Here is a 22,319-nt window from a genome sequence, read left to right on the forward strand (position 1 = left end):
TAGCGAGCATGGAACAGAAAACCTACAGCATCAGCGTCCGTCTAAAGCGGACCAAGATCGAGTATGCGTTCGTGTCGGTTCCTGTGGACGGGAACGTGATGGAGCCAGACCCGGAGGACGCGACCAAGCTCAGGGTGAACAGTGAAAAGGTCTTTGAAGCTGCCAAGCGCATGGGAGCTGAAACGGCCATTCTTTGGGCACAGGAAGGAGAATCTTTGATTGAGATTCACCCGTGGCAGACCGCACCACCTCGCGCTTGATTGCTGGCCTAACATCGCCATATCATTCATGACCCGAGTTCGAGGCTTCTACCATCACAGCGCAATTTGTTGCTAGAGTTTGTCAGGCTTTTTTAATCAAGCGGGCAATCCAGACCAAAATTACCGCCCCAACAAATGCCACGATGATGGAACCTATGATGCCGCCTCCCGGCCAGATTCCCAACAGCCCAAAGACCCAGCCGCCCACAACGCCGCCCAGGATTCCGAGAATGATATCCACCAGTACGCCGTAGCCCCTGCCCTTCATAACCAGGCCGGCAAGCCAACCGGCAATCAGTCCAACCACAATCCAAACGATGAATCCCATGCTTATCCTCCTTGCTGCGACTTCAGATGCGGTCTTCTCATCCTGCTAGCCGAGAAGCCTCGGTGATCATCGAGGCAAAGCATAACAGCGCAGGATTGACGGTGCAAGAACTGTGGAAACGGGAGGGGATTTGCTCAACTGTCGTAACATCGCCATAGTACTCATAACCCCAGTTCAAGGCATCAGCACGGTGCCGGCCGGACGCTTACCTCAGAAGTGATATCACGTTGGTATCAAAACATCGACTTCTTGGATACTACAAGCCATAATTTTGCCAGACGTGTGTCTCCGTCAGGCATTCAAGAATGCCGGGCTTTGGCCCGGAGCGCGAAGCGAGCGCCGAGTCGCGCGAGCGGAGCGCGAGGGCATAGCGGATAACCGCGGAGCCCTTAGAAGTGAAGAAGGTTCTTTGAAAACTTATTTGCGATGCGGGATTCTGAGGACTGGTACGAGTACTTCCAGCAAGTCTCCACACCGACCTCGACTTTCCCCGCCAAATACGCGGCAATCAACGTTGTTTTTAGGGCTCCACCCACTTGCTGCAAGTACCCCATCGTCCAAGACTTGAGCGGCCAAAGTGATCGCACTTCACCTGAGAACTGAGAACCGGGAACTGCTTCAGCAAGTCCCCTACCCCGAATTGATTTTCGCCAGTAATGATGCGGGTCAGACGTGGTTTTTGGCACGCCCGACCCCTGCTAGCAAGTGGGTGGGGGTGCCGCCGGATTTCGGGATTTCCAGCGAACGGGAACTACTTGGACGGGGACACCCAGGTGATGTCGCGCAGATACTTCATATTCTGCACGTCAACCACGCCGATCCGGTTCTGATCATCGGCACTGACATAAGCCGTTTTGCCATCGGGCGAGAGCACGATAGCGGCCGAGCGGAAGGGAAGTTCCACGGTGCGGACGATTTTGTTTTGGTCGAGGTCTACTTCAGGAAAGGTAAGCGATCCGCTGGTGTAAGCGCGCCGCGCCGCTTCATTGACCGCAATCATGATGGGCGGGGATGTGGAAGCCCCCTTGGGATAAGCCGTAGTGACCGTGGAGCGCGGACTGATTTCGGTGATGGTTTCTGTAGCAGGCGAGGCTACCCACAGGCGCTCCTCTTTTTCAGAAAATGCCATGCCCTGCGGGGTGCCATCCACGGTGAGCACGGCGGCTATGCGGCGCACTTTGGGATCGTAAAAAATAAGATTGTTCTTGCGGGCGGAAAGGGCAATGGCTATACGCGTACCATCACTGCTGGCGGCCACACTACGAGGGGCGCTCCAGGCGCGCAAATCGTAGAGTTGCACCGTCGATTCAACAATTCCCATGGGCTGCGCCGGGAAGATTTCAAGCTTGGGATGAACCTCGTCTATGCCACCGCTGATTACGATGACGCCATCCAGGGTCTGCGACCAGGCAAGATCATGAGGATGAGGCTGTACCTCGCGCTCAGAGTGCACGGTCAAATCACCGGAAAAAATATGTAACCGGGAATCATTCTGCACTAAGGCAAAGAGAGTATCCCCTGGCCCAAAAGTCAGCGCCATAACTGCAGAAGGCAGCCTGGTCATGGACCGTGCGTGTCCATTTTCCGTGGAAAAGACGCGCAGGGTCCCATCGAGAGCTCCAGAGGCCAGCAGTTTTCCATCGCCGGAGATGGCCAGCGAGCGACTGGAGGTTCCGGCGATAACCGGCACAGGGGCAGGCTCGTTGGAGTGAAAAATCTGGGATGCCAGCCACAGCGCAGCCAGAACAAATACAACGACAACGGCGATGATCAACCACCAGTTGGTTTTGACCCGCCGGAGCGAGGGAGTACCCTTGCCTTGTAGACGCTGAGGCTCTCGGTAAACGGTTCCACCCATTGGGGAGAGTATACGATGGAGACACTCTCAGGGAAACCGCTCAGGAGGCCATGTCCTTCAAAACAAAACCCAGACCCTATTGAGGACTGGGTAAAAAAGGGGGGTAGACGGGGTTAATTGTTAATTCTGTACTTTTTGAACTTTATCGGCCTGAGGACCCTTTTGACCCTGGACAATTTCAAACTCAACCTCGTCACCTTCCTGAAGGCTCTTGTATCCCTCAGAGATGATGGCGCTGTAGTGGACGAAAACATCAGGTCCTTCGTCACGCCCGATAAATCCAAATCCCTTCGCGTTGTTGAACCACTTAACTTTACCTTTCATTTGAGACACTTACTCTTCCTCCGTACCTCGGATCCAGTCCGCAGTTGCGGAGTGAACACACGAGTTTCTTCCCTGACGATTGCTTCAAGCAGGTTTTATTGCTTCACGGGGGGAGGCCAACCCAATAGGGCCAGCTTGCCAAGCAATGAGAAACCTGTTTGCTGGCATTGTTTAACTTAATTTTAGCGGCCATACCGCCGCCGTTGTCAAGTTAGTAAACCACTGGCGCTTCGCCAGCAGTTGCTCCTGGGGGGAAGATCTGCGAGCGAAAGTATCGTATCGCGAGATGCCCACAAACGCAATAAAAGAAAATGCTTAGGCCCGTAACTTGCGCTCCAGCCATAAGATGGAGGCAATGGTTTTGGCATCTTGAATGGTACCGTTCACGGCCATGCCCACGGCTTTAGGCAGCGGAACAAGGTGTATGGTGATGACTTCATCTTCTTCCGGCGTGGCTTCGCCCTTGCGAATGTCATGCGCCAGAAAAACCGACATGCGTTCATCCAGAAATCCCGGACTAACATAGAAACGCAGGGCCAAACTCCACCGGGTTGCCGTATAACCGGTTTCTTCTTTCAACTCGCGCTTGGCGGCGGCAAGCGGGGCTTCGCCGGGATCAATTTTCCCCGCAGGCAGCTCCCAAAGCATGCTCCCTGTAGCATGGCGGTATTGCCGCTCCAAAAGGACACGGGGCGTAGCTCCGGCGCTCTCCACCGGCAGAATGACGACAGAGCCGGGATGACGAACGATGTCACGGCGGGCGATGTATCCGCCGGGCTCCCGCACCTGTTCGGTAACAACATTGAATATCGGGCCGCGAAAGACAACCTTGGAGGAAATTACACGAGAGGCTTTTGTCTTGCGTGAAGTAGACATGAGAAATAGTAGCATTGCGGACAATTGTGGGATTCAGTCATCGGGTCATTGAGTCATTGAGAAAATATTCACCACAGAAACTTAGAGGCACAGAGAAAAAGCTAAAAGCCAAAAGCTAAAAGCTTGTTTTGCTATTCTTCAAAGCATGGCTACCAGACCCAGCATTACTCTGATCGGCGCGGGCAATATTGCCAACGCATTGGCTGTAGCATTGCGCCGGGCGGGATACCGGATTGACGAAATTGTGGCTCGTCCGACATCGCTCCGCCGCGCCCAACGGCTGGCCCGGCAGGTAAGGGCCCGCGCAGCGGCCAGTTCAAAGGCCCGGCTTTCTGCTGACATCATCTGGTTTTGTGTGAACGATGACAGTATTCGCAGCAGCGCAGAAGAGTATGAGCCTGGAACCGCTTGGAAGGGAAAGATCGCGTTACATTCCTCGGGCGCGCTAGGCAGCGATGAGCTGCGTGCGCTGAAGCGGCGGGGGGCAGCGATTGCATCCGTCCATCCGATGATGACATTTGTAGCGGGCAAGGCTGCCGGCATGAATGGCGTAGCTTTCGCTCTTGAAGGTGATGCCACTGCCGTGCGGGCCGCGCAACGTATTGCCAGGGATTTAGGAGGATATCCGTTCCAGATTCGCAAAGAGAACAAGGTCCTCTACCATGCAATTGGAGCATTTTGTTCGCCGCTGATCATTGCTCTGCTCACTGCGGGTGAAAAGGTCGCGAGGCAGGCGAAGATTCCTCAGGCGGAGCTTGGCCGGGTGATGCAGCCCATCTTGCTGCGCACCGTCGAGAACTACGCGAAGCAGGGCGCAGCGGCCTCGTTTAGTGGGCCGATCAAGCGGGGTGACGTGGAGACGATCCGCAAACATCTTGCGGCTCTAAAAAAAGTACCACTGGCGCGGACGGCCTACGTTGCGCTGGTGCGGGTGGCGTTGGGCACGCTGCCGGTGGGGAACAGGATGCAGCTTGAGCGGATCCTGCAGAATTAAACCGCCGAGGACGCAGAGGAACGCGGAGGTTTTTTAGAATTGTTTCACCACAGAGACACAGAGAAAAGCAAAAAACCTTTGCCGCAGAGGAATGCGGATTGGCTCCTAAGATATTCTCAACAAATCGTCAATCAAAAATCGAAAACCGTAATTCTCATTAGTTTTTGTTTTCAAAGCTGCGGACGAATTCGACCAGGGAACGCACGGGGACACCGCTGGGGCCCTTGGCGATCCAGGATTTGTTTTCTTCCATCCAGGCGACACCCGCGATGTCGAGATGGATCCAGGGAGTCTCATCTACGAACTCCTTCAGGAACATGGCGGCAGTTACAGCTCCACCCCAGCGTCCGCCGCTGTTCACGATGTCGGCGATCCCGGAGCGGATCAGCTCCTGATACTCGCCGTCGAGCGGCAGCCGCCACATCTTTTCTCCGGAGCGCTGTAAAGCCTTAGAGAAGCGTTCGTAGATGTCGTCATTGTTGGCGAAAACCCCAGCATTCACCATGCCCAGCGCTACGACGCAGGCACCGGTGAGTGTGGCGGCATCAATGAGATGAGTGCAGCCGAGCTGGCGAGCGTAATAGAGGCCATCGGCGAGTACAAGGCGGCCTTCGGCATCGGTGTTGATGATCTCAATGGATTTGCCCGACATGGCAATCTGCACGTCGCCAGGTTTCTGGGCCTTGCCGGACGGCATGTTTTCCGTAGCGCAGACAATGCCAATCACCTTGATCTTGGGCTGCAGCAAGGCAATGGCGCGCATGGCGCCGATCATGGCCGCACCACCGGCCATGTCATATTTCATCTTTTCCATGCCGTCGGCGGGTTTGATGGAAATTCCGCCGGTGTCAAAAGTAACGCCTTTGCCTACCAGACCCAACACCGGTTTTTCCGGCGCGCCCGGAGGCGAGTAGCGCATGACAATCAGGGCAGGCGGTTCATCGGAGCCCTGCGCCACGCTCCAGAATGCCCCCATTTTGAGCTGCCGGATGGCGTCGCCGTCGAGGATCTCGCATTTCAAATGCGGCGACTTGATTTCTTCGCACATCTGACGGGCACGGGTGGCGAGTATGGTGGGAGTCATCCGATTGCTCGGCTCGTTGACCAGTTCCCGGGTGAAGTTTTGCGACTCGCCGACAACGCGTGCTTCCTGTAGAGCACGGTCTAACTCCTGCTGGTTGCCATTGGCCGGAGCTACAACTGTGAACTCATGCACGCTCTGGTCTTTGCGGTCGGATTTGTAAGTATCAGGATCGAAGTCGCCTACTAAAGCTCCTTCGACGATGGCCCTTAGCGCATTGCCTGCACCGTCAAAACCGGAGGGCGTCAGGAAGGCGAGCTTGCGTAACCCCCTAGGCTTCAGGAAGCGCACCGCCGTGCCGGCGGCTTTGCGCAACTCATAAGCAGAAAAGTTTTTCGCCTTGCCTCCGCCGATGATCAACAGCCGCTTGGCCTTCAATCCGCGCGGAGCATGAAGCAAAACAGTTTCAAGTGTCTTGCCGGTAACTTCGCCGCTCGAAATCAGGTCAGCTACAGCATCAGCGACAGCTTTTTCTTCTGTGGCAACCCGGGCGGAGTTCTTGTCTTTTTCGCCATTGTCGAGGGCAATTACGGCCAGGCATTCGGTTTCGATTTCAGCGGGATTAGAAATTTTCAGCAATGTTTGCATAGGTTGTTTTCACCACAGACATATTTTTTACCACAGAGACACAGAGAATTGAGTCATTGGTTCATTGAGTCATCGGGTCATTGGGTGTGCCTCTGTCTCTCTGTGGTTAACTAGCTTCTTCGGGCTCGCGAGATCGCGGCGCGGGCTTCGGCATCGGCGGTTTTGCGGCGCTCGGTTTCGCGCTTGTCCCAGAGTTGCTTACCGCGGGCCAAGGCCAATTCACATTTTGCCCTGCCATTCTTAAAATAAATGCGCGTAGGGATGAGCGTCAGCCCCTTTTGCTGGGTTTTGCCGATCAGCTTGCGCAGTTCTTCTTTGTGAACCAGCAGCTTGCGCGTCCGCAGAGGCGCGTGATTAAAGATATTGCCGTGGTCGTAGGGGCCAATATGGGCGTTCAACAGCCATAATTCACCGTCTTTGATAATTCCGTAGGCGTCTTTCAGGTTGGCGTGGCCGGCGCGGATCGATTTGACCTCAGTGCCACTCAATATCATGCCGGCTTCAAATTTTTCGAGCAGAAAGTAGTTATGCGATGCCGAGCGGTTTATAGTGGCGTCGCGCTCGCCACTAGCGACGGGATCACGCTTGGTGTTCTTGGGCTTCTCCGGGCGGTTCTGATGTGAGGGCTGGCGCGGCATGGCAAACTTTACTCTTGCGACACAATGACTAAGGTAACTTTGTATGCTAGCACACGAATTTTAGCGGGCAATGCGATGTATAATGCTTGCTTCCTGTGTTTTATCGGGTTCACCCGCTTAGTATGACATAGGGATATTTTTTTCCACCGGATGGGGTATTTGAAAACCTTTTTTTCTGCCTTGAATCCAAGTTCCTATATGAACCAATTCAGTGTTCGTCTGGTATTGGTTATTTGCCTGTTAACCTCGCCTGTGCTTCAGGCCGAATCACCTGGTTCCCTCTATAAAAAAGGGAAGGACGCGGAGGCAGCCCAAAAATACGAAACCGCATATGAGTTTTTCAAGCAGGCCTACGATAAAGATCCCAAGGACCTACGCTACCGGACAGCCTTCGAGCGTACCCGGTTTTATGCAGCGGCGGTGAAAGTCCATCGCGGCCAACTTCTGCGTGACGGGGGCAGGTTAGAAGACGCGCTGGCGCAATTTGAGGCGGCGGCTGCCATTGATCCCTCCATGGATATTGCCCAGCAGGAGATCCGCCAGACGCGCCGCATGATAGACGAGGCCAACCAAAAACCGTCATCCTCAGAAAATGAAATGCTCTCGCAAGGGCCTATTTCCACCATGTTGCAACAGGCGCAGGGGCCGGTGGAATTGCAGCCGATCTCAGACCAACCCATCACACTCAAGCTGACGGAAGACAGCCGCATGATCTATGAGACCATCGGCAAACTGGCGGGGATCAACGTGTTGTTTGATCCGGACTATACATCGCGCCGCATCCGCATTGAACTGAATGGGGTTTCGCTGCAGGACGCGCTCGCGATTGTAGCTTTCGAGTCCAAGACTTTCTGGCGGCCGGTGACCGGCAATACCATTTTTATTGCCTCCGATAACCCCACCAAACGGAAGGAATTAGAGCAGAACGTCATCAAGACCTTTTATCTCTCCAATGTTTCGCAGAACACAGACTTGCAGGACATTGTGAATACTCTGCGCGCGGTATTACAGATTGACCGTGTGCAGCAACTGATTTCTCAGAATGCCATCGTGGTGCGGGGTACACCCGACCAGATAGCCTTGGCAGAAAAATTGATTGATGACATAGACAAGCCCAAAGCCGAGGTAGTGGTAGATGTTGCCATCATGCAGGTCAACCGCGACCGCATGCGTGACCTTGGGATTACGCCTCCCAGTTCCGTAACCGTCCAACTTCAGGGCGTAACCACAACCGCCCCCGCAACCACCACCACCAACACTGGGACTAATAACAACACCACCCCCACTACGCCTGCTGCTGCTGCCTCGGGGCTGACCTTCAACACCTTTAAGCACATAGGTTCGCAAAGTTATGCCGTAACCGCTCCGCAAGCGACAGCATCGTTCCTGTTCAGCGACAGTGACAGCAAGGTCATACAAAGCCCGGAACTTCGAGCCGTGAATGGAGCGAAGGCAACGCTCAAGATCGGTGATCGTGTTCCCGTAGCTACCGGCTCAATCGGCAATCCATTTTCGGGGACAACCGGCACCAACGGCAGCTTCAGCGGACTGGTGAACACACAGTTCCAGTACCTGGATGTGGGCGTCAATGTTGAAATTACGCCCACGGTACATGCCAACCGCGAAGTGACACTCAAGATTTCGCTTGAAATCTCCTCGGTCACAAGCAACGTGGACATCGGGGGCATCAGCCAGCCGATTATTGGACAGCGCAAGATTGATCATGAAATTCGCCTTAAGGAAGGCGAAATCAACATTCTCGGTGGGATTTTCGAAGACTCAGATGTCAAGAGCTGGAGTGGCCTGCCCGGATTGGGAAGAATCCCGCTGTTCCGATACCTGTTCGCCAAAGAACATGTGGACCACAATGTAAACGAGATTGTATTTGTGCTGATTCCGCACATCGTACGTATGCAAGAGGTCACGCCGCTCAATCGGCGCTCCCTGGATATCGGTAACGGCAACACAGTGGAGCTGCGCCGGAATTCGGTGAAGTCGCAGCCGCCGGTCCAGCAGCAACCAGCGCCGCAGCCAGCGCCCGTGCAACCAACGCCGCAGCAATTTGTTCCACCGGCGCAGCAAAATCCACCACAGCAACCTGTGCCACCGCCACAGACAGTTCCGCTGAATGCTAATCCGCCGCAGGGCGCAACGGCGATGAATACGCCCAGCCCGGCGCCTACGGGAACCGATGGCGTGCAGCCTCCACCGGTTGCTTCGCCGCCAGTAACGAATCCGGTTGCTGGATTGCAATTGCCTCAGGGAGGACAGTCAGCACAGGACGGCACTGCTCCTTCTTCGCCTTCCCCTCCTGCTCCGGCAGCTAGCGGTAAAGCTTCTGTGCGCTTGGATCCCCCGGTCATCACGCAGGCAGCCGGAACCACGGCAGCAGTGAACGTGATGCTCGACAGCGCATCGCCCGTGCATGATTTCTCAATGGAACTTAAATACGATCCTACGGCGATGGAATTGCTCAATGTGACCAATGGAGGCTATCTCTCGAGCGACAACCAGCCGGCAACGGTGGTACGACGCGCGGAGAATGGAGTGGTGCACGCCGCCGTTATCCGAGCGCCCAGCGCGCCGGGAGTTCCAGGACAGGGTGCAGTGTTGACCCTGGTTTTTTTGCTGAACAAACCCGGCGACTACGTTCTAACGCCTGCCAGTGTTGCGCCCAAAAGCTTGACGGGCTTAATCCCGGTCAACGTCACGGGGCAGACGGCAGTCAAGATTTTGAATTTTCCTCCTCCGTTGTAATACAGAGGTAATTTTTACCGTGAAATGGCTTTTGCAGAAACGGTTGATAGCAGGGAATGCACGGCACCACGAACGTGGGCTTACGCTCATCGAACTGATTGCAGCCGTCGCTATTCTTGCAATTCTGACTGGCGCGGCCATACCCGTGATGCGCGTTCGGATTAAAAGAGAGAAAGAGAAAGAGCTGCGCCACGATCTCTGGGAGATGCGCGATGCCATTGACCGCTACAAAGATGCTGCCGATCGCGGTGCTTTCCAGATCAAGCTGGGAAGCGAAGGCTATCCCCCTGATTTGGATACGCTGGTGAAGGGTGTGGATGTGCAAGGGAAGACCATCCGCTTCTTGCGCCGCATTCCTGTTGATCCCCTGACGGGCAAAGCGGAGTGGGGGATGCGCTCGCTGCAAGATGATCCGGACTCAAATTCCTGGGGCGAGCAGAATGTTTTTGACGTTTACACCAAATCAAATGGCACGGCACTCGACGGGACAAAATATTCGGAATGGTAATTTCACGCAAACAGCGCGGCTTTACGCTCATTGAGCTACTGATCGTGATCAGTATGATCCTGATCCTGGTGTCGCTTGCGGTCCCCATGTATAAACAATCCATATTGAGGGCAAGAGAAACCGTCCTGAAAGATGATTTGTTTACCCTGCGCCGCACGATTGACGAATACACCTACGACAAGAAACGGGCGCCGGCGTCGCTCGACGACCTGGTGACCGATGGGTACCTGCACCAGATTCCTCCGGATCCGATGACTAAGCTGCCCAACTGGAACCCTGTCATGGAAGCTGATGCAAGCTTCGAGGGGACGGAGATCGGCATTGACGATATCCATAGCAGCTCCGATGCGATAGGCTCGGATGGCGCAGCGTACAGCACGTGGTAGGTATTCGGAATGGTGATCTCACGCAGACAACGCGGCCTTACGCTTATTGAGTTGATGGTCGTCCTCAGCATAATTTCTATTCTCCTGTCATTTGCTATTCCCATGTTCAAGCGGTCAATCCTGAGGGCAAAGGAAACTACCCTGAGAAACGATCTGTTCACCCTGCGCCGCATGATTGATGAATATACCTACGACAAGAAAAAAGCGCCGCAAGCTCTCGACGATCTGGTGGCCGCGGGATATCTGAAGCAGATTCCGGAAGACCCCATGACCCATGACACGAACTGGCAGGTCACGGTAGAGGCCGATGTGATGCAATATCTCGACCAGACCGATGCCGGCATTGATGACGTCCACAGCAGCTCAAACCTGACGAGCACGGAAGGCACTGAGTACAGCTCTTGGTAAAACAGTACTCAGTACTCGGTACCCAGTACTCAGTTTGTGGTGATGGAATGCGGATTCGCACGGCGAAAATCGTTGGTTTGTTGCTAGTTGCGATGTCCCTATCCAGTTGCGCGTACAAGCGCCACATACTTCACGCGAAAGAGACAGTATTAAAAGACGATCTTTTCAACATACGCCGTGCGATTGACGAGTACACTTACGACAAAAAACGCGCGCCGGCAGCACTCGACGATCTGGTGACCGATGGGTACCTGAAACAGATCCCCAAGGACCCGATGACAGGCAAGGCCGATTGGAACCCTGTCATGGAAGCCGACGCAAGCTTCGAGGGGACGGAGATCGGCATTGATGATGTCCACAGCAGCTCCGATACGATAGGCGCGGATGGCACTGCGTACAGTACGTGGTAATTGCCCATCATCGCTCACACATTAGCCCGTATTTCCTTGCCAATTGCTCCACATCGCTCATTTCGTCTAACATCGTTGTGATGCCTACTGAGACGGAAACTCTCCGGCAGAGCTACACGCCCATTCACGCGCCGCGCGGCAACACCCTCTCCTGCAAAGGCTGGCAGCAGGAGGCCGCCATGCGCATGCTCATGAACAACCTCGATGAAGAAGTTGGCGAGCGACCGCGCGACCTGGTGGTCTATGGGGGCACGGGCCGCGCTGTCCGCAACTGGGATTGCTATCACGCGATTATCGCTGCTCTCAAGGAGTTGGAAAATGATGAGACCCTGCTGGTGCAGTCAGGCAAGCCGGTGGGTGTCTTCCAGACACATGAACATGCGCCGCGGGTCCTGATTGCCAACTCCAACCTGGTGGGGCATTGGTCCAACTGGGAAAAATTCAATGAACTGGAGCGCGCCGGTTTGATGATGTACGGCCAGATGACCGCGGGCTCGTGGATTTACATCGGCTCGCAAGGCATCGTGCAAGGGACCTTTGAGACCTTTTCTGCCGCTGGGGAGAAGCATTTCGGAGGGAGCCTGGAAGGGAAGCTCGTGGTCAGCGGCGGCATGGGAGGCATGGGCGGGGCTCAGCCCCTGGCCGCCACTATGGCGGGAGCGGCGTTCCTGGGAATCGAAGTAGACGCCGAGCGCATCAAGAAGCGCCTCAAGACCGGCTACTGCGACTTCATGGTCAATACGCTGGATGAAGCTTTGCGCATTCTCAAGAATGCTATCCGCAAAAAACAGGCGGTCTCGGTTGGGTTAGTGGGGAACTGTGCCGACGTTGTTCCCGAACTGGCGGCGCGCGGAGTTGTGCCTGATCTGCTTACCGACCAGACCTCAGCCCACGATCCCCTGAACGGTTACATTGCGCGAGGGCTCTCCCCGGTCGAGGCCACGGAGTTGCGCAAACGCGATCCTAAAGGATACGAAGAACGCTCGCTGGATTCGATTGCTCGGCATGTGGAAGGAATGCTGGTGCTGCAAAAGATGGGCGCGGTGACGTTTGACTACGGCAACAACATTCGTACCTTCGCCCATCAACACGGCGTGAAGAATGCCTATGATTTTCCAGGATTCGTACCGGAGTATATCCGCCCGTTGTTTTGCGAGGGGCGTGGGCCATTCCGTTGGGTGGCGCTCTCAGGCGATCCTGGCGATATTGCCGCGACAGACAATCTAGTTCTGGAGATGTTTCCACAAAACCAGATCCTGAGCCGCTGGATCAATCTGGCACGCAAGCGAATCAAGTTTCAGGGGCTGCCGGCGCGCATCTGCTGGCTGGGATATGGCGAGCGCGCTCAGTTTGGCCAGGCTATCAATGAGATGGTTAAGAATGGCAAGCTCAAGGCCCCAATTGTAATAGGGCGCGATCATCTGGACTGTGGCTCGGTGGCGTCGCCCTATCGTGAGACCGAAGCCATGAAGGATGGTTCTGATGCCGTCGCCGACTGGCCCATCTTGAATGCGCTGCTCAACACTGCAAGCGGCGCTTCATGGGTCTCAGTGCATAACGGCGGAGGCGTGGGAATTGGTTATTCTCTGCATGCCGGCCAGGTGACGGTCGCCGATGGCAGCGAGGCGATGGCGAAGCGTATTGAGCGGGTGCTGACCTGCGATCCCGGAATGGGAATCATACGCCATGCTGATGCAGGATATGAGGCCGCCATTGACTTCGCCCAGCGCAAAGGTGTGAAAATTCCCATGAAGCGCAATCCAGCAGGTTCCGGTGACAGCAAGTAAAAAGAAGCAATCCGCAAGCGCATTGCTACTAGCCAATATTGGCGAGTTGCTGACATTGCACGCTCCCGGTAAAGGTCAAGGCCCGCGCCGCGCGCACGAACTCAACGACGTGGGAATCATCGAAGATGCGGCCGTGCTTTGCGACGGCGGCAAAATTCTGGCTGCCGGCAAACAGCGCGAGGTGCTGCGGCATCCTGCGCGCAAGAAGCTGAAGTCCGTTGAAGAAATTGACTGCCAACAGAAAGTGGTCCTTCCAGGTTTCGTTGATTCGCACACTCACCTTGTTTTTGCCGCTCCGCGACTCGTGGATTTCGACAAACGCATTGCCGGAGCGACTTATGAAGAAATAGCTGAAGCCGGCGGCGGCATCCGCAGCAGCGTGGAAGCTCTCCGCAAAGCACCGGCAAAAATCCTGGCTCAACGGGCGCTGGCCACATTGCAGGAGATGGCGGCGCAGGGGACATGCACGGTAGAGGCCAAGTCAGGTTACGGCCTCAGCGTGGAAGCAGAAATCAAATCGTTGGAAGCCATCCAGCAGGCGGCCAAGGCATGGCCGGGGACGGTGGTGGCTACACTATTAGGCGCACATGTGGTTCCAAAAGAGTTTCAGAATAAACCCGAGCGTTACCTTCGCGAAGTTTGCGAAAAGATGATCCCACTGGCCAGCAAACGAAAGCTGGCCGCATTCGTGGACATCTTTTACGAACGCGGAGCGTTTAACCTGGAAGCCTGTGAGCAGGTTTTCGCGGCCGCAACACAGCATGGGCTGGGCGTGCGAGCGCATGCAGGCCAGTTCTCGTCAGCAGAGCTGTGGCCGTTGCTGCGTTTTCATCCGGCTTCATTCGACCACATGGATTGCATCAACGGCGAAGACATCCCGCAGCTAGCAAGACGCGATACGGTCGTGACCCTGCTGCCGGGATCGAATTACTTTCTAGGATTAGAAAAATTTCCGCCGGCACGCACTTTGATTGACGGCGGAGTGCCGGTAGCGCTGGCAACCGACTATAATCCGGGAACCTCGCCGACGAGCAATATGCAGTTTGTCCTGTCGTTGGCCTGCACGCACATGAAGATGACGCCTGCCGAAGCCATTGCCGCAGCCACAATCAACGGCGCCCATGCTCTGCGGCTGGCAGAGCGCAAAGGGAGCCTGGAGCCAGGGAAGGACGCTGATCTGGCCGTTTTTGAAGCGGAGGACTACCGCGAAATCGCTTATTGGGTTGGCGGTAATCGGTGCTCGACCACTATTTTGAATGGGACAGTTTCTGTCCGCAATGCATGAAATTATAAGTCTTACACTGGAGATAGATTCCCAAAATGAAAACGATTGTATGTGTAATCTGCAGCATGATTGTCATGGTCTCGTGCCTCCGGGCACAGCGACTGCCGGAAATTGCCGTTCCGGAGAATTACAAGCTCACCTTTACGCCGGACTTTGCGACCGACACCTTTGCCGGCCAGGAAGAGATTACCCTGCACATGTTGAAGCCCAACAATGTCATCGTGCTCAATGCGGCGGAGATTGATTTTGAGGCCGTCATGGTGCATCTCGGCGAAGATACCCTCATGGGCAAGGTAACCAACGGCCCAGAAAATCAGATGGTCACTTTGACCTTTGACAAGCCTATCGCTGCCGGTCCTGCCTTGCTGCATATTCACTACAAGGGCAAACTGAACAATCAGCTACGCGGCCTGTATTTGAGCCGCGCTAATGGAAGGAAATATGCCGTAAGTCAGCTCGAAGCGGTGGATGCGCGGCGTGCATTTCCCAGCTTCGATGAACCATCGTATAAAGCAACGTTTGACGTTACGGTGATCGCGGACAAGGGCGATACCGCCATTTCGAACGGCAAAATCATCTCGGATACGCCTGGCCCGGGCGAAAATCAGCACACCATTAAGTTTTCGACCACGCCGAAGATGTCTACCTACCTGGTGGCGCTTGCGGTGGGAGATTTTTACTGCCAGGAGGGTTCGCAGGATGGAATTCCTATCCGAGTCTGCGCTACGCCCGACAAGAAAAACCTGTTGAGCTTTGCGCTCGAATCTGCCGAGCACATCCTGCATTTTTATGACAATTATTATTCCATCAAGTACCCGTACGGAAAGCTGGATATCCTCGCGGCGCCTGACTTTGAGGCAGGAGCCATGGAAAACACCGCGGCCATCTTCTACCGGGAGACCTTGTTGACGATTGATGATAAAACCGCCTCCGTGGATGCGCACAAGCAAGTCGCCGATGTTCTAGGACATGAGATGGCGCACCAGTGGTTCGGCGATCTTGTGACCATGAAGTGGTGGGACGATATCTGGCTCAACGAGGGCTTTGCCACATGGATGTCGAGGAAGCCAGTAGCCGACTGGAAGCAGGATTGGGACCTTGATATAGACAAGGCGCGGGCCACCAGCATGGCGCTGAATACCGATTCCTTGCAGCATACGCGCCCGATTCGGGCCAAGGCCGAGACCCCTAACCAGATTGACGAACTCTTTGATGGCATCGCTTATGGAAAGGCGGCGTCAGTCTTGCGCATGATTGAAGCCTACGTGGGCCCCGAGGTCTTCCGCAAAGGAGTTAATGCCTATCTGGAAAAACATGCTTACGGCAACGCCACCTCGGAAGATTTCTGGAATGCGATTGCAGAAGCTTCACACAAACCGGTGGACCAGATCATGCCCACCTTCATTACCCAGGCGGGCGCTCCGTTGCTCACCGTGAAGTCCGCCTGCAAAAACGGCAGGACCGAGGTCACACTCTCGCAACAGCGTTTTTACTACGACAGCAAGCTGCTGAAGCAACCCTCGAGTGAACTTTGGCAAATCCCAGTTTGCATAAAGACCGAGAAAGGCAGGAGCTGCCAGCTTGTTACCAAGCAAGAGCAGACCGTCGAATTGAACGGCTGCTCGCCGTGGGTATTCACCAATGCCGATGCCGTGGGCCACTACCGGTCGGTCTACGATCCCGCGATGTTGCGCCGATTGGGCGAGGTTGCCGAGACCAAACTCTCGCCGCAGGAGCGCATTTCGCTGTTGGGAGATAGCTGGGCTGCGGTCCGCGCCGGCAAGTACCGCATGGGCGACTATCTTTCTCTGATCCAGGGGATGCAGCAGGAGCGCAACCTCTCTGCAATCGATATCCTGGTGGAGAATCTTTCCAGTATTGACCGCGATCTCCTGGATGATTCCAACCGCGAGCAGTTCCAGACATTTGTGCGTAATCTGTTTCGTCCGGCGGCACAAGAGTTGGGCTGGTCATCGGCTCCGGGAGAGGGTGATGAGCGCCGCAGCCTTCGCGCTAAAGTCCTTGAAGCTTACGGCTATCTTGGCCGCGATCCCGAGACGCTGAAGAAAGCCCGCGAACTGGTGCTGCAGTACATGGAGAACCCGGCTTCGGCAGATACCACGCTGGTCCGCACCGCGTTCCGCGTTGCTGCTGTCGAAGGCGATGAGGCTTTGTACAACAAGATCCTGGAAAGTTCCAAGAACGCGAAGTCTCCGGAAGAGTATTACCTTTATGTCAGGGCACTGGTGGAGTTTCGCCAACCGGAGTTGATTCAGCGCACTTTTAATCTGGTACTCTCGCCGGAGATCCGCAACCAGGATGCCCCCGGGCTCATTGCCAGACAGTTTTCTAATCCGGCCGCTCGCTCGGAGGTCTGGAACCTGGTGCGGCAAAACTGGTCCGGCGTGCAAGCCAAGACCACGCAATCCAGCGGCCGGGAGATCGTAACGGCAACCAACTCTTTTTGTGACGCTAAAACGCGCGACGAGGTACAACAGTTTTTCACCGAGCATAAAGTGCCTGCCGCAGAGCGCAGCTTGCCGCGTGCGCTAGAAAGCATTAGCAACTGCATTGATCTGAAGGCACAGCAGGAGCAGAACCTGAATGCCTGGCTGGGGCAGCAACATAGCAGCGGGCAGTAGGGTGCAAATAGAAGCTTCTATGCACAGAGGCACTGAGAAAAATTGGGTCACACTCAGGAACGAGAATTATATTGAGTATTTTTCTGTGTCTTCTGATGTGATTTTCTTTATCTCTTTCCAAAGTTCTTCGCGACCCGTCCCGGTTTTTGCGGAATAGGCGAGAACCGGTCCGATTTGCAATTCCCGGCCCAATATTCTTAACGAGTTGTTGAGTTTGTTGCCAGAGAGCCGGTCGCTCTTTGTGGCGACGACCAGTAAATTCCTCTGGGCTGCGCGCAGGAATTCGATCAATTGCAAATCACTGGGCTGGGGTGGGACATTGGAATCCACAAGCACAATGCAGCCAGCCAGGTTTTCGCGTCCGGTCAAATAGGGATCAATAAACTTCGGCCACTCGGCTGTAATGCTTTTGGAAAGCTTGGCATAGCCGTAGCCGGGCAAATCGGCAAAGCGTAAATCCGGCAGCGCGCTTTTTGCGCGCAGATAAATTTCAAAAAAATTAATTGTCCGGGTTCTGCCCGGGGTCGAGCTTACGTTAGCAATTTTCTCACCGACGAGAGAATTTAGAAGACTCGATTTGCCGACGTTGGAACGTCCAAGAAAGGCGATCTCGGGAACGGCTGGAGCAGGGAATTGCCCTGGGTCGGCGGCAGAGGTCAGGAATTTGCAGTGAATTTTCATTCAGGTTTTTTTACCACAGAGACACAGAGGCACAGAGAAAAGCAATTAGGTTTTTTTACGAATCTAAAAAAAATAAAGCCCGCGTATTGCGGGCTTTATTCAAGAGATAAATCTTACTGATGTGTGGTCGTTCCCTCGCTCGACTGGGGCACATTGGCCATGGGCTGGTTGACGGCGATTGCCTCTTCAATCTCAGGCAGTGGACGCTCCAGGGCGATGGGCAGAACTTCATCCATGGTATCGGCAAAGTGCAGCTTGATCTGACTCAACAGGCTCTGCGGCACATCGGGGAGGTCTTTCTCATTATCCCGCGGCAAGATGACCTCGAAGATGCCGGCGCGATGGGCAGCCAGAAGTTTTTCCTTCAATCCGCCGATGGGAAGCACTTTACCGCGCAGGGTTATCTCTCCGGTCATGGCGACGTCGCGCCGGACTGGAATCTTACTCAGCGCACTGGCCATGGCGGTGGCAATGGTAATGCCTGCCGAGGGGCCGTCTTTGGGGATGGCGCCTTCGGGCACATGCAGATGGATATCCACGTTACGATAAAAGTCGCGTGGGAGTCCCAGACGATGGGCGCGTGAGCGCACATACGACATGGCAGCCTGGGCCGATTCCTGCATCACGTCTCCGAGCTTGCCGGTCGTGGTCAGCTTGCCTTTGCCATCTACAATCGTTACCTCGGTGCTGAGAATCGAACCACCGACCTCGGTCCAGGCCAGGCCGGTCACCAGGCCGATCTCGTTCTTCTCGTGCGCCAGCGTGTCGCGGAACTTGATAACGCCCAGCAAGTCGCCGATGTTCTCGCCGGTGATATTGATGTTGTACTCGGATCCATCTTTGACTACCCGGCGCGCTACCTTGCGGCCGATATTACCGATCTCGCGTTCTAGGTTGCGAACGCCGGCTTCGCGAGTGAATCCGCGAATAATGCCGGTGATGGCATCGTCGGTAAAGGTGATGTTCTTTTCCGTCAGACCGGTGGCCTCGCGCTGCTTACGGACCAGATACTGCTTGGCGATTTCCAGCTTTTCCGGTTCGGTGTAGCCGTGCAGCCGCAGAACTTCCATACGGTCCTGCAAAGCAGCGGGAATCGTATGCAGTACGTTAGCCGTGGCTATGAAGAAGACTTGCGAGAGATCGTATTCAACGTCGAGGTAGTGATCCATGAAGCTGTGGTTCTGTTCAGGATCGAGCACTTCGAGCAAGGCCGATGACGGGTCGCCACGGAAGTCGGTGGACATCTTGTCAATTTCATCGAGCATGATGACCGGATTCTTGGTCCCGGCTTTCTTCATCATCTGAATAAGCTGGCCGGGAAGGGCACCGATGTAGGTGCGGCGATGTCCGCGAATCTCCGCTTCGTCACGCACGCCACCCAGGGACATGCGTACGAACTTACGCCCTGTGGCCTTGGCAATGGACATACCCAGCGAGGTCTTGCCCACGCCCGGAGGGCCGACAAAGCACAGGATCGAGCCCTTGGGATTCTTTACTAACTGCCTCACGGCAAGGAACTCAAGAATGCGGTCTTTAATCTTCTCGAGGCCGTAGTGGTCGGTGTTTAAGATTTCTTCGGCACGCTTGATATTGCGAATTTCTTTGGAGCGCTTGCGCCACGGGACCGCCAGCAGCCAATCGAGATAGTTGCGCGAAACCGTGGACTCGGCCGACATGGGCGGCATGGCTTCAAGCTTCTTGAGCTCCTGCAGCGCCTTTTCATGCACGTCTTTGGGCATGCCGGCGCTATCAACTTTCTTTTTCAGCTCGTCAAACTCGCTCTTTTCGCCGCGTCCCAGTTCCTTTTGGATGGCCTTGATCTTTTCGTTGAGGTAATACTCTTTCTGGGCCTTTTCCATCTGGCGCTTTACCCGCGACTGGATGGTGCGATCCATATTGAGCTTCTCGATCTCAATATCGAGCACATCGCAGATGCGGTTGAGGCGCTCGGCAGGATCAAAAATTTCAAGCAGCTCCTGCTTCTCTTCAATGGAGAGCTGCAGGTTGGCAGAGATGGTGTCGGTCAGCCGTGCGGGGTCATCCATCTTGACCGCTGCGATCATGGTCTCGTAGTTCAGAGACTGGCACAGCTTTACGTATTGCTCAAAAAGAGATGTAGCACGCTGGATGCCGGTTTCAATGGCGGGTGAGTGCAGCGGAGGATAGCTGGCGGTTTGTACTGTAGCCAGCAGATAGCCATCAGATTCTTTGATATCTTCGACTTTGCCGCGCTCCAACCCTTCCACCAGGACTTTGATATTGCCATCCTGAAGCTTCAGGCTCTGCACGATATTGACAATGGTGCCTACCTGGTAGATTTCGCCGGGCTTGGGCTCATCCACGCTGGCGTCGTGTTGCGTGGCCAGGAAGATCTTCTTGTCGGAGGCGAGCGCAGCTTCTAAAGCGCGCACGCTGGATTCGCGGCCCACGACAAAAGGGGTCATCATGAAGGGGAAGATGACCACGTCACGAATGGGCATCATCGGCAGCTTGCGAACTTCGAGTTTTTCCCGGAGGGAGCTCACTATGGTTATCCCGCTTTCTCCATCATAGCAATAGAAACTTCGCGTTTCTCGACCATTTCACTGGTCACTTCAAAATCTTTAATACGCTTCTGGCTTGGTAGATGGTACATGAGGTCGAGCATCAATTCTTCCAGAATCATGCGCAAGCCGCGAGCGCCCACTTTACGCGCCAGGGCCTCACGCGCTATGGCATGCAGGGAATCGTCAGTGAATTTAAGCCTGACATTTTCAAATTCAAACAGACGCTGATACTGCTTGGTAATAGCGTTCTTGGGGCGGATAAGAATTTCTACCAGCGCGGCCTCATCGAGATCATTCAGGACCCCCACCACCGGCAGGCGCCCGACGAACTCGGGAATCAGGCCGAACTTAATTAAATCCTGCGGCTGGCTCTTGGAGAGCAGTTCGGTATCGCGCTTGGATTCAGGAATGAATTCGACGGCGTCCTTATCTTTCTCATTGCCAGTGCGGAAGCCCATGGCTTTCTTTCCCACGCGCCGGCCAATGATCTTTTCGAGTCCTACGAACGCGCCTCCGCAGATAAAGAGGATGTTGGTGGTATCCACAGGAGTAAATTCCTGATGAGGATGCTTGCGGCCACCCTGCGGCGGGACGTTGGCAATGGTGCCTTCCAGAATCTTCAGCAGTGCCTGCTGCACGCCTTCGCCGGAGACGTCACGCGTGATGGAGGGGTTTTCGTCCTTGCGGCCGATCTTATCCACCTCATCAATGTAGATGATGCCGGTCTGCGCGCGGCCCACATCGCCATCGGCGGCCTGCAGCAGCTTCAGGATGATGTTCTCTACGTCCTCACCTACGTAACCGGCTTCGGTCAGCGTGGTGGCGTCAACGATAGCAAAAGGGACATCCAACATGCGGGCCAGGGTTTGCGCGAGAAGCGTTTTGCCCGTTCCGGTTGGCCCGATCAGCAAAATATTGCTCTTGGCCAGCTCCACTTCGCTGTTGCGCTGGCGATTCATGTAAATGCGCTTGTAGTGGTTATAGACCGCGACCGCCAACTTTTTCTTGGTCTGCTCCTGGCCAATGACATATTCGTCGAGGAATACCTTGACCTCTTGCGGCTTGGGCAGATGGTTGGGCGCGGCGGCGGTTTGCGTTTCGGTGCGATCGTCTTCCAGGATGGAGTTGCAGACCGCGACGCACTCATCGCAAATGTAAGCCCGGGGATAATCGCTGGGGGAAGAGATGAGTTTGGCGACTGCATCCTGCGACTTATGGCAGAAGGAACAGCGTAGACTTTCTTCAGGGCCGGAGCGTGTTTTCATCTTCTTCTAGAACTCCTTAATACATATACAAGAAGACCCGTAAAAGTGCCATCGGATGCACACCTTAGTTGCAAATCGAAGGTACTGCTACTTGTGTTTGTAAATAATGTCATCCACGATTCCATACTCCTTGGACTGCTGGGCGTTCATGATGAAATCGCGTTCCACATCCTTCTCTATTTTATCCAGCTTTTGCCCTGTATGCTTAGCTAAAATCTGATTGGTAATCTCGCGCATACGCAGGATCTCTCTGGCGTGGATGTCAATATCCGTCGCCTGGCCGCTCAGTCCGCCCATGGAGGGCTGGTGGATCAGGATACGTGAACCCGGCAGGGCAAAGCGTTTTTTCGGCGCCCCGGCGCACAGCAACAAAGCTCCCATGCTGGCGGCTTGCCCGATACAAATCGTGGTTACGTCAGGACGTATGAATTGCATGGTGTCATAAATAGCCATACCCGCGGTAATCGAACCGCCGGGGGAGTTGATATACAGCGAGATGTCGCGCTCGGGGTCCTCGGCAGCTAAAAACAGCAACTGCGCAATCACGAGGTTGGCGACAGTATCGTCAATGGGTGTGCCCAGAAAAATAATGTTGTCGCGCAGCAGCCGGGAATAAATATCGTAGGCGCGCTCGCCGCGGCTGGTCTGTTCTACAACCATAGGCACTAGCATCATATGAGGATCATTTTTTTGCATA

At 54.9% G+C, this 22,319-nt stretch carries 20 protein-coding genes; 10 read left to right on the top strand and 10 right to left on the bottom strand.

Annotated features, from left to right (window positions below; translation table 11 throughout):
• The first annotated feature begins 8 nt into the window (after positions 1-8).
• Positions 9-260, top strand: a complete 252-nt coding sequence (locus tag VK738_07820; GenBank protein HTD22546.1) for a hypothetical protein — start codon at positions 9-11, stop codon at positions 258-260.
• An 82-nt stretch (positions 261-342) separates the two neighbouring features.
• Here VK738_07820 and VK738_07825 read toward each other — a convergent pair whose 3' ends face one another.
• The 4 genes from VK738_07825 to VK738_07840 form a co-directional block, all read right to left on the bottom strand.
• Positions 343-588: a GlsB/YeaQ/YmgE family stress response membrane protein gene (locus VK738_07825; GenBank protein HTD22547.1), complete on the bottom strand. Its 246-nt coding sequence runs from the start codon at positions 586-588 to the stop codon at positions 343-345.
• 751 nt (positions 589-1,339) lie between these two features.
• Positions 1,340-2,446 carry a hypothetical protein gene (locus VK738_07830; protein HTD22548.1) on the bottom strand — a complete coding sequence of 369 codons (1,107 nt, stop codon included), beginning with the start codon at positions 2,444-2,446 and terminating at the stop codon, positions 1,340-1,342.
• A 120-nt stretch (positions 2,447-2,566) separates the two neighbouring features.
• A complete protein-coding gene (locus tag VK738_07835; protein HTD22549.1) occupies positions 2,567-2,770 on the bottom strand; it encodes a cold shock domain-containing protein in 204 nt (67 codons plus the stop codon).
• Between the two features lie 315 nt (positions 2,771-3,085).
• Entirely contained in the window at positions 3,086-3,646 is a 561-nt protein-coding gene (locus VK738_07840; GenBank protein HTD22550.1) for an NUDIX hydrolase, read from the bottom strand.
• A 145-nt stretch (positions 3,647-3,791) separates the two neighbouring features.
• Between VK738_07840 and VK738_07845 the strand changes: the two genes are divergently transcribed.
• On the top strand, positions 3,792-4,640 hold the full coding sequence (locus tag VK738_07845; GenBank protein ID HTD22551.1) for a Rossmann-like and DUF2520 domain-containing protein: 849 nt from the start codon (positions 3,792-3,794) through the stop codon (positions 4,638-4,640).
• 157 nt (positions 4,641-4,797) lie between these two features.
• On the opposite strand, the gene VK738_07850 is transcribed toward VK738_07845, so the two are convergent.
• Together VK738_07850 and smpB are read right to left on the bottom strand one after the other, a co-directional pair.
• On the bottom strand, positions 4,798-6,309 hold the full coding sequence (locus VK738_07850) for a leucyl aminopeptidase (GenBank protein ID HTD22552.1): 1,512 nt from the start codon (positions 6,307-6,309) through the stop codon (positions 4,798-4,800).
• 110 nt (positions 6,310-6,419) lie between these two features.
• The gene (smpB, locus tag VK738_07855; GenBank protein ID HTD22553.1) at positions 6,420-6,947 is read right to left on the bottom strand and encodes an SsrA-binding protein SmpB; all 528 of its coding nucleotides are present in this window, start codon (positions 6,945-6,947) and stop codon (positions 6,420-6,422) included.
• Between the two features lie 198 nt (positions 6,948-7,145).
• Here smpB and VK738_07860 point away from each other — a divergent pair, with 198 nt between their 5' ends.
• The 8 genes from VK738_07860 to VK738_07895 all read left to right on the top strand — a co-directional run bounded on the left by VK738_07860 (position 7,146) and on the right by VK738_07895 (position 17,130).
• Positions 7,146-9,704 carry a secretin N-terminal domain-containing protein gene (locus tag VK738_07860; protein ID HTD22554.1) on the top strand — a complete coding sequence of 853 codons (2,559 nt, stop codon included), beginning with the start codon at positions 7,146-7,148 and terminating at the stop codon, positions 9,702-9,704.
• 19 nt (positions 9,705-9,723) lie between these two features.
• On the top strand, positions 9,724-10,212 hold the full coding sequence (locus VK738_07865; protein ID HTD22555.1) for a type II secretion system protein: 489 nt from the start codon (positions 9,724-9,726) through the stop codon (positions 10,210-10,212).
• Positions 10,206-10,598: a type II secretion system protein gene (locus VK738_07870; GenBank protein ID HTD22556.1), complete on the top strand. Its 393-nt coding sequence runs from the start codon at positions 10,206-10,208 to the stop codon at positions 10,596-10,598. The genes VK738_07865 and VK738_07870 overlap by 7 nt, the downstream gene beginning before the upstream one ends.
• A gap of 9 nt (positions 10,599-10,607) precedes the next feature.
• On the top strand, positions 10,608-11,006 hold the full coding sequence (locus VK738_07875) for a type II secretion system protein (GenBank protein ID HTD22557.1): 399 nt from the start codon (positions 10,608-10,610) through the stop codon (positions 11,004-11,006).
• A 47-nt stretch (positions 11,007-11,053) separates the two neighbouring features.
• Positions 11,054-11,416, top strand: a complete 363-nt coding sequence (locus tag VK738_07880) for a hypothetical protein (GenBank protein HTD22558.1) — start codon at positions 11,054-11,056, stop codon at positions 11,414-11,416.
• An 80-nt stretch (positions 11,417-11,496) separates the two neighbouring features.
• The gene (gene hutU, locus VK738_07885) at positions 11,497-13,203 is read left to right on the top strand and encodes a urocanate hydratase (protein HTD22559.1); all 1,707 of its coding nucleotides are present in this window, start codon (positions 11,497-11,499) and stop codon (positions 13,201-13,203) included.
• Entirely contained in the window at positions 13,190-14,488 is a 1,299-nt protein-coding gene (gene hutI / locus VK738_07890) for an imidazolonepropionase (GenBank protein HTD22560.1), read from the top strand. The genes hutU and hutI overlap by 14 nt, the downstream gene beginning before the upstream one ends.
• Before the next feature lie 35 nt (positions 14,489-14,523).
• On the top strand, positions 14,524-17,130 hold the full coding sequence (locus tag VK738_07895) for a M1 family metallopeptidase (GenBank protein ID HTD22561.1): 2,607 nt from the start codon (positions 14,524-14,526) through the stop codon (positions 17,128-17,130).
• A gap of 66 nt (positions 17,131-17,196) precedes the next feature.
• Here the strand turns inward: VK738_07895 and yihA are convergent, their stop codons facing one another.
• The 4 genes from yihA to clpP form a co-directional block, all read right to left on the bottom strand.
• A complete protein-coding gene (gene yihA / locus VK738_07900) occupies positions 17,197-17,811 on the bottom strand; it encodes a ribosome biogenesis GTP-binding protein YihA/YsxC (protein HTD22562.1) in 615 nt (204 codons plus the stop codon).
• A gap of 113 nt (positions 17,812-17,924) precedes the next feature.
• Positions 17,925-20,336, bottom strand: coding sequence for an endopeptidase La (gene lon / locus VK738_07905; GenBank protein ID HTD22563.1), 2,412 nt, complete (start codon positions 20,334-20,336; stop codon positions 17,925-17,927).
• A gap of 5 nt (positions 20,337-20,341) precedes the next feature.
• Positions 20,342-21,622: an ATP-dependent Clp protease ATP-binding subunit ClpX gene (gene clpX / locus VK738_07910; GenBank protein ID HTD22564.1), complete on the bottom strand. Its 1,281-nt coding sequence runs from the start codon at positions 21,620-21,622 to the stop codon at positions 20,342-20,344.
• Positions 21,623-21,709: 87 nt separating this feature from the next.
• Positions 21,710-22,297: an ATP-dependent Clp endopeptidase proteolytic subunit ClpP gene (gene clpP, locus VK738_07915; protein ID HTD22565.1), complete on the bottom strand. Its 588-nt coding sequence runs from the start codon at positions 22,295-22,297 to the stop codon at positions 21,710-21,712.
• Positions 22,298-22,319 lie beyond the last annotated feature (22 nt).

It is taken from the genome of Terriglobales bacterium, assembly GCA_035487355.1.
Lineage (GTDB): Bacteria > Acidobacteriota > Terriglobia > Terriglobales > Acidobacteriaceae > QIAW01.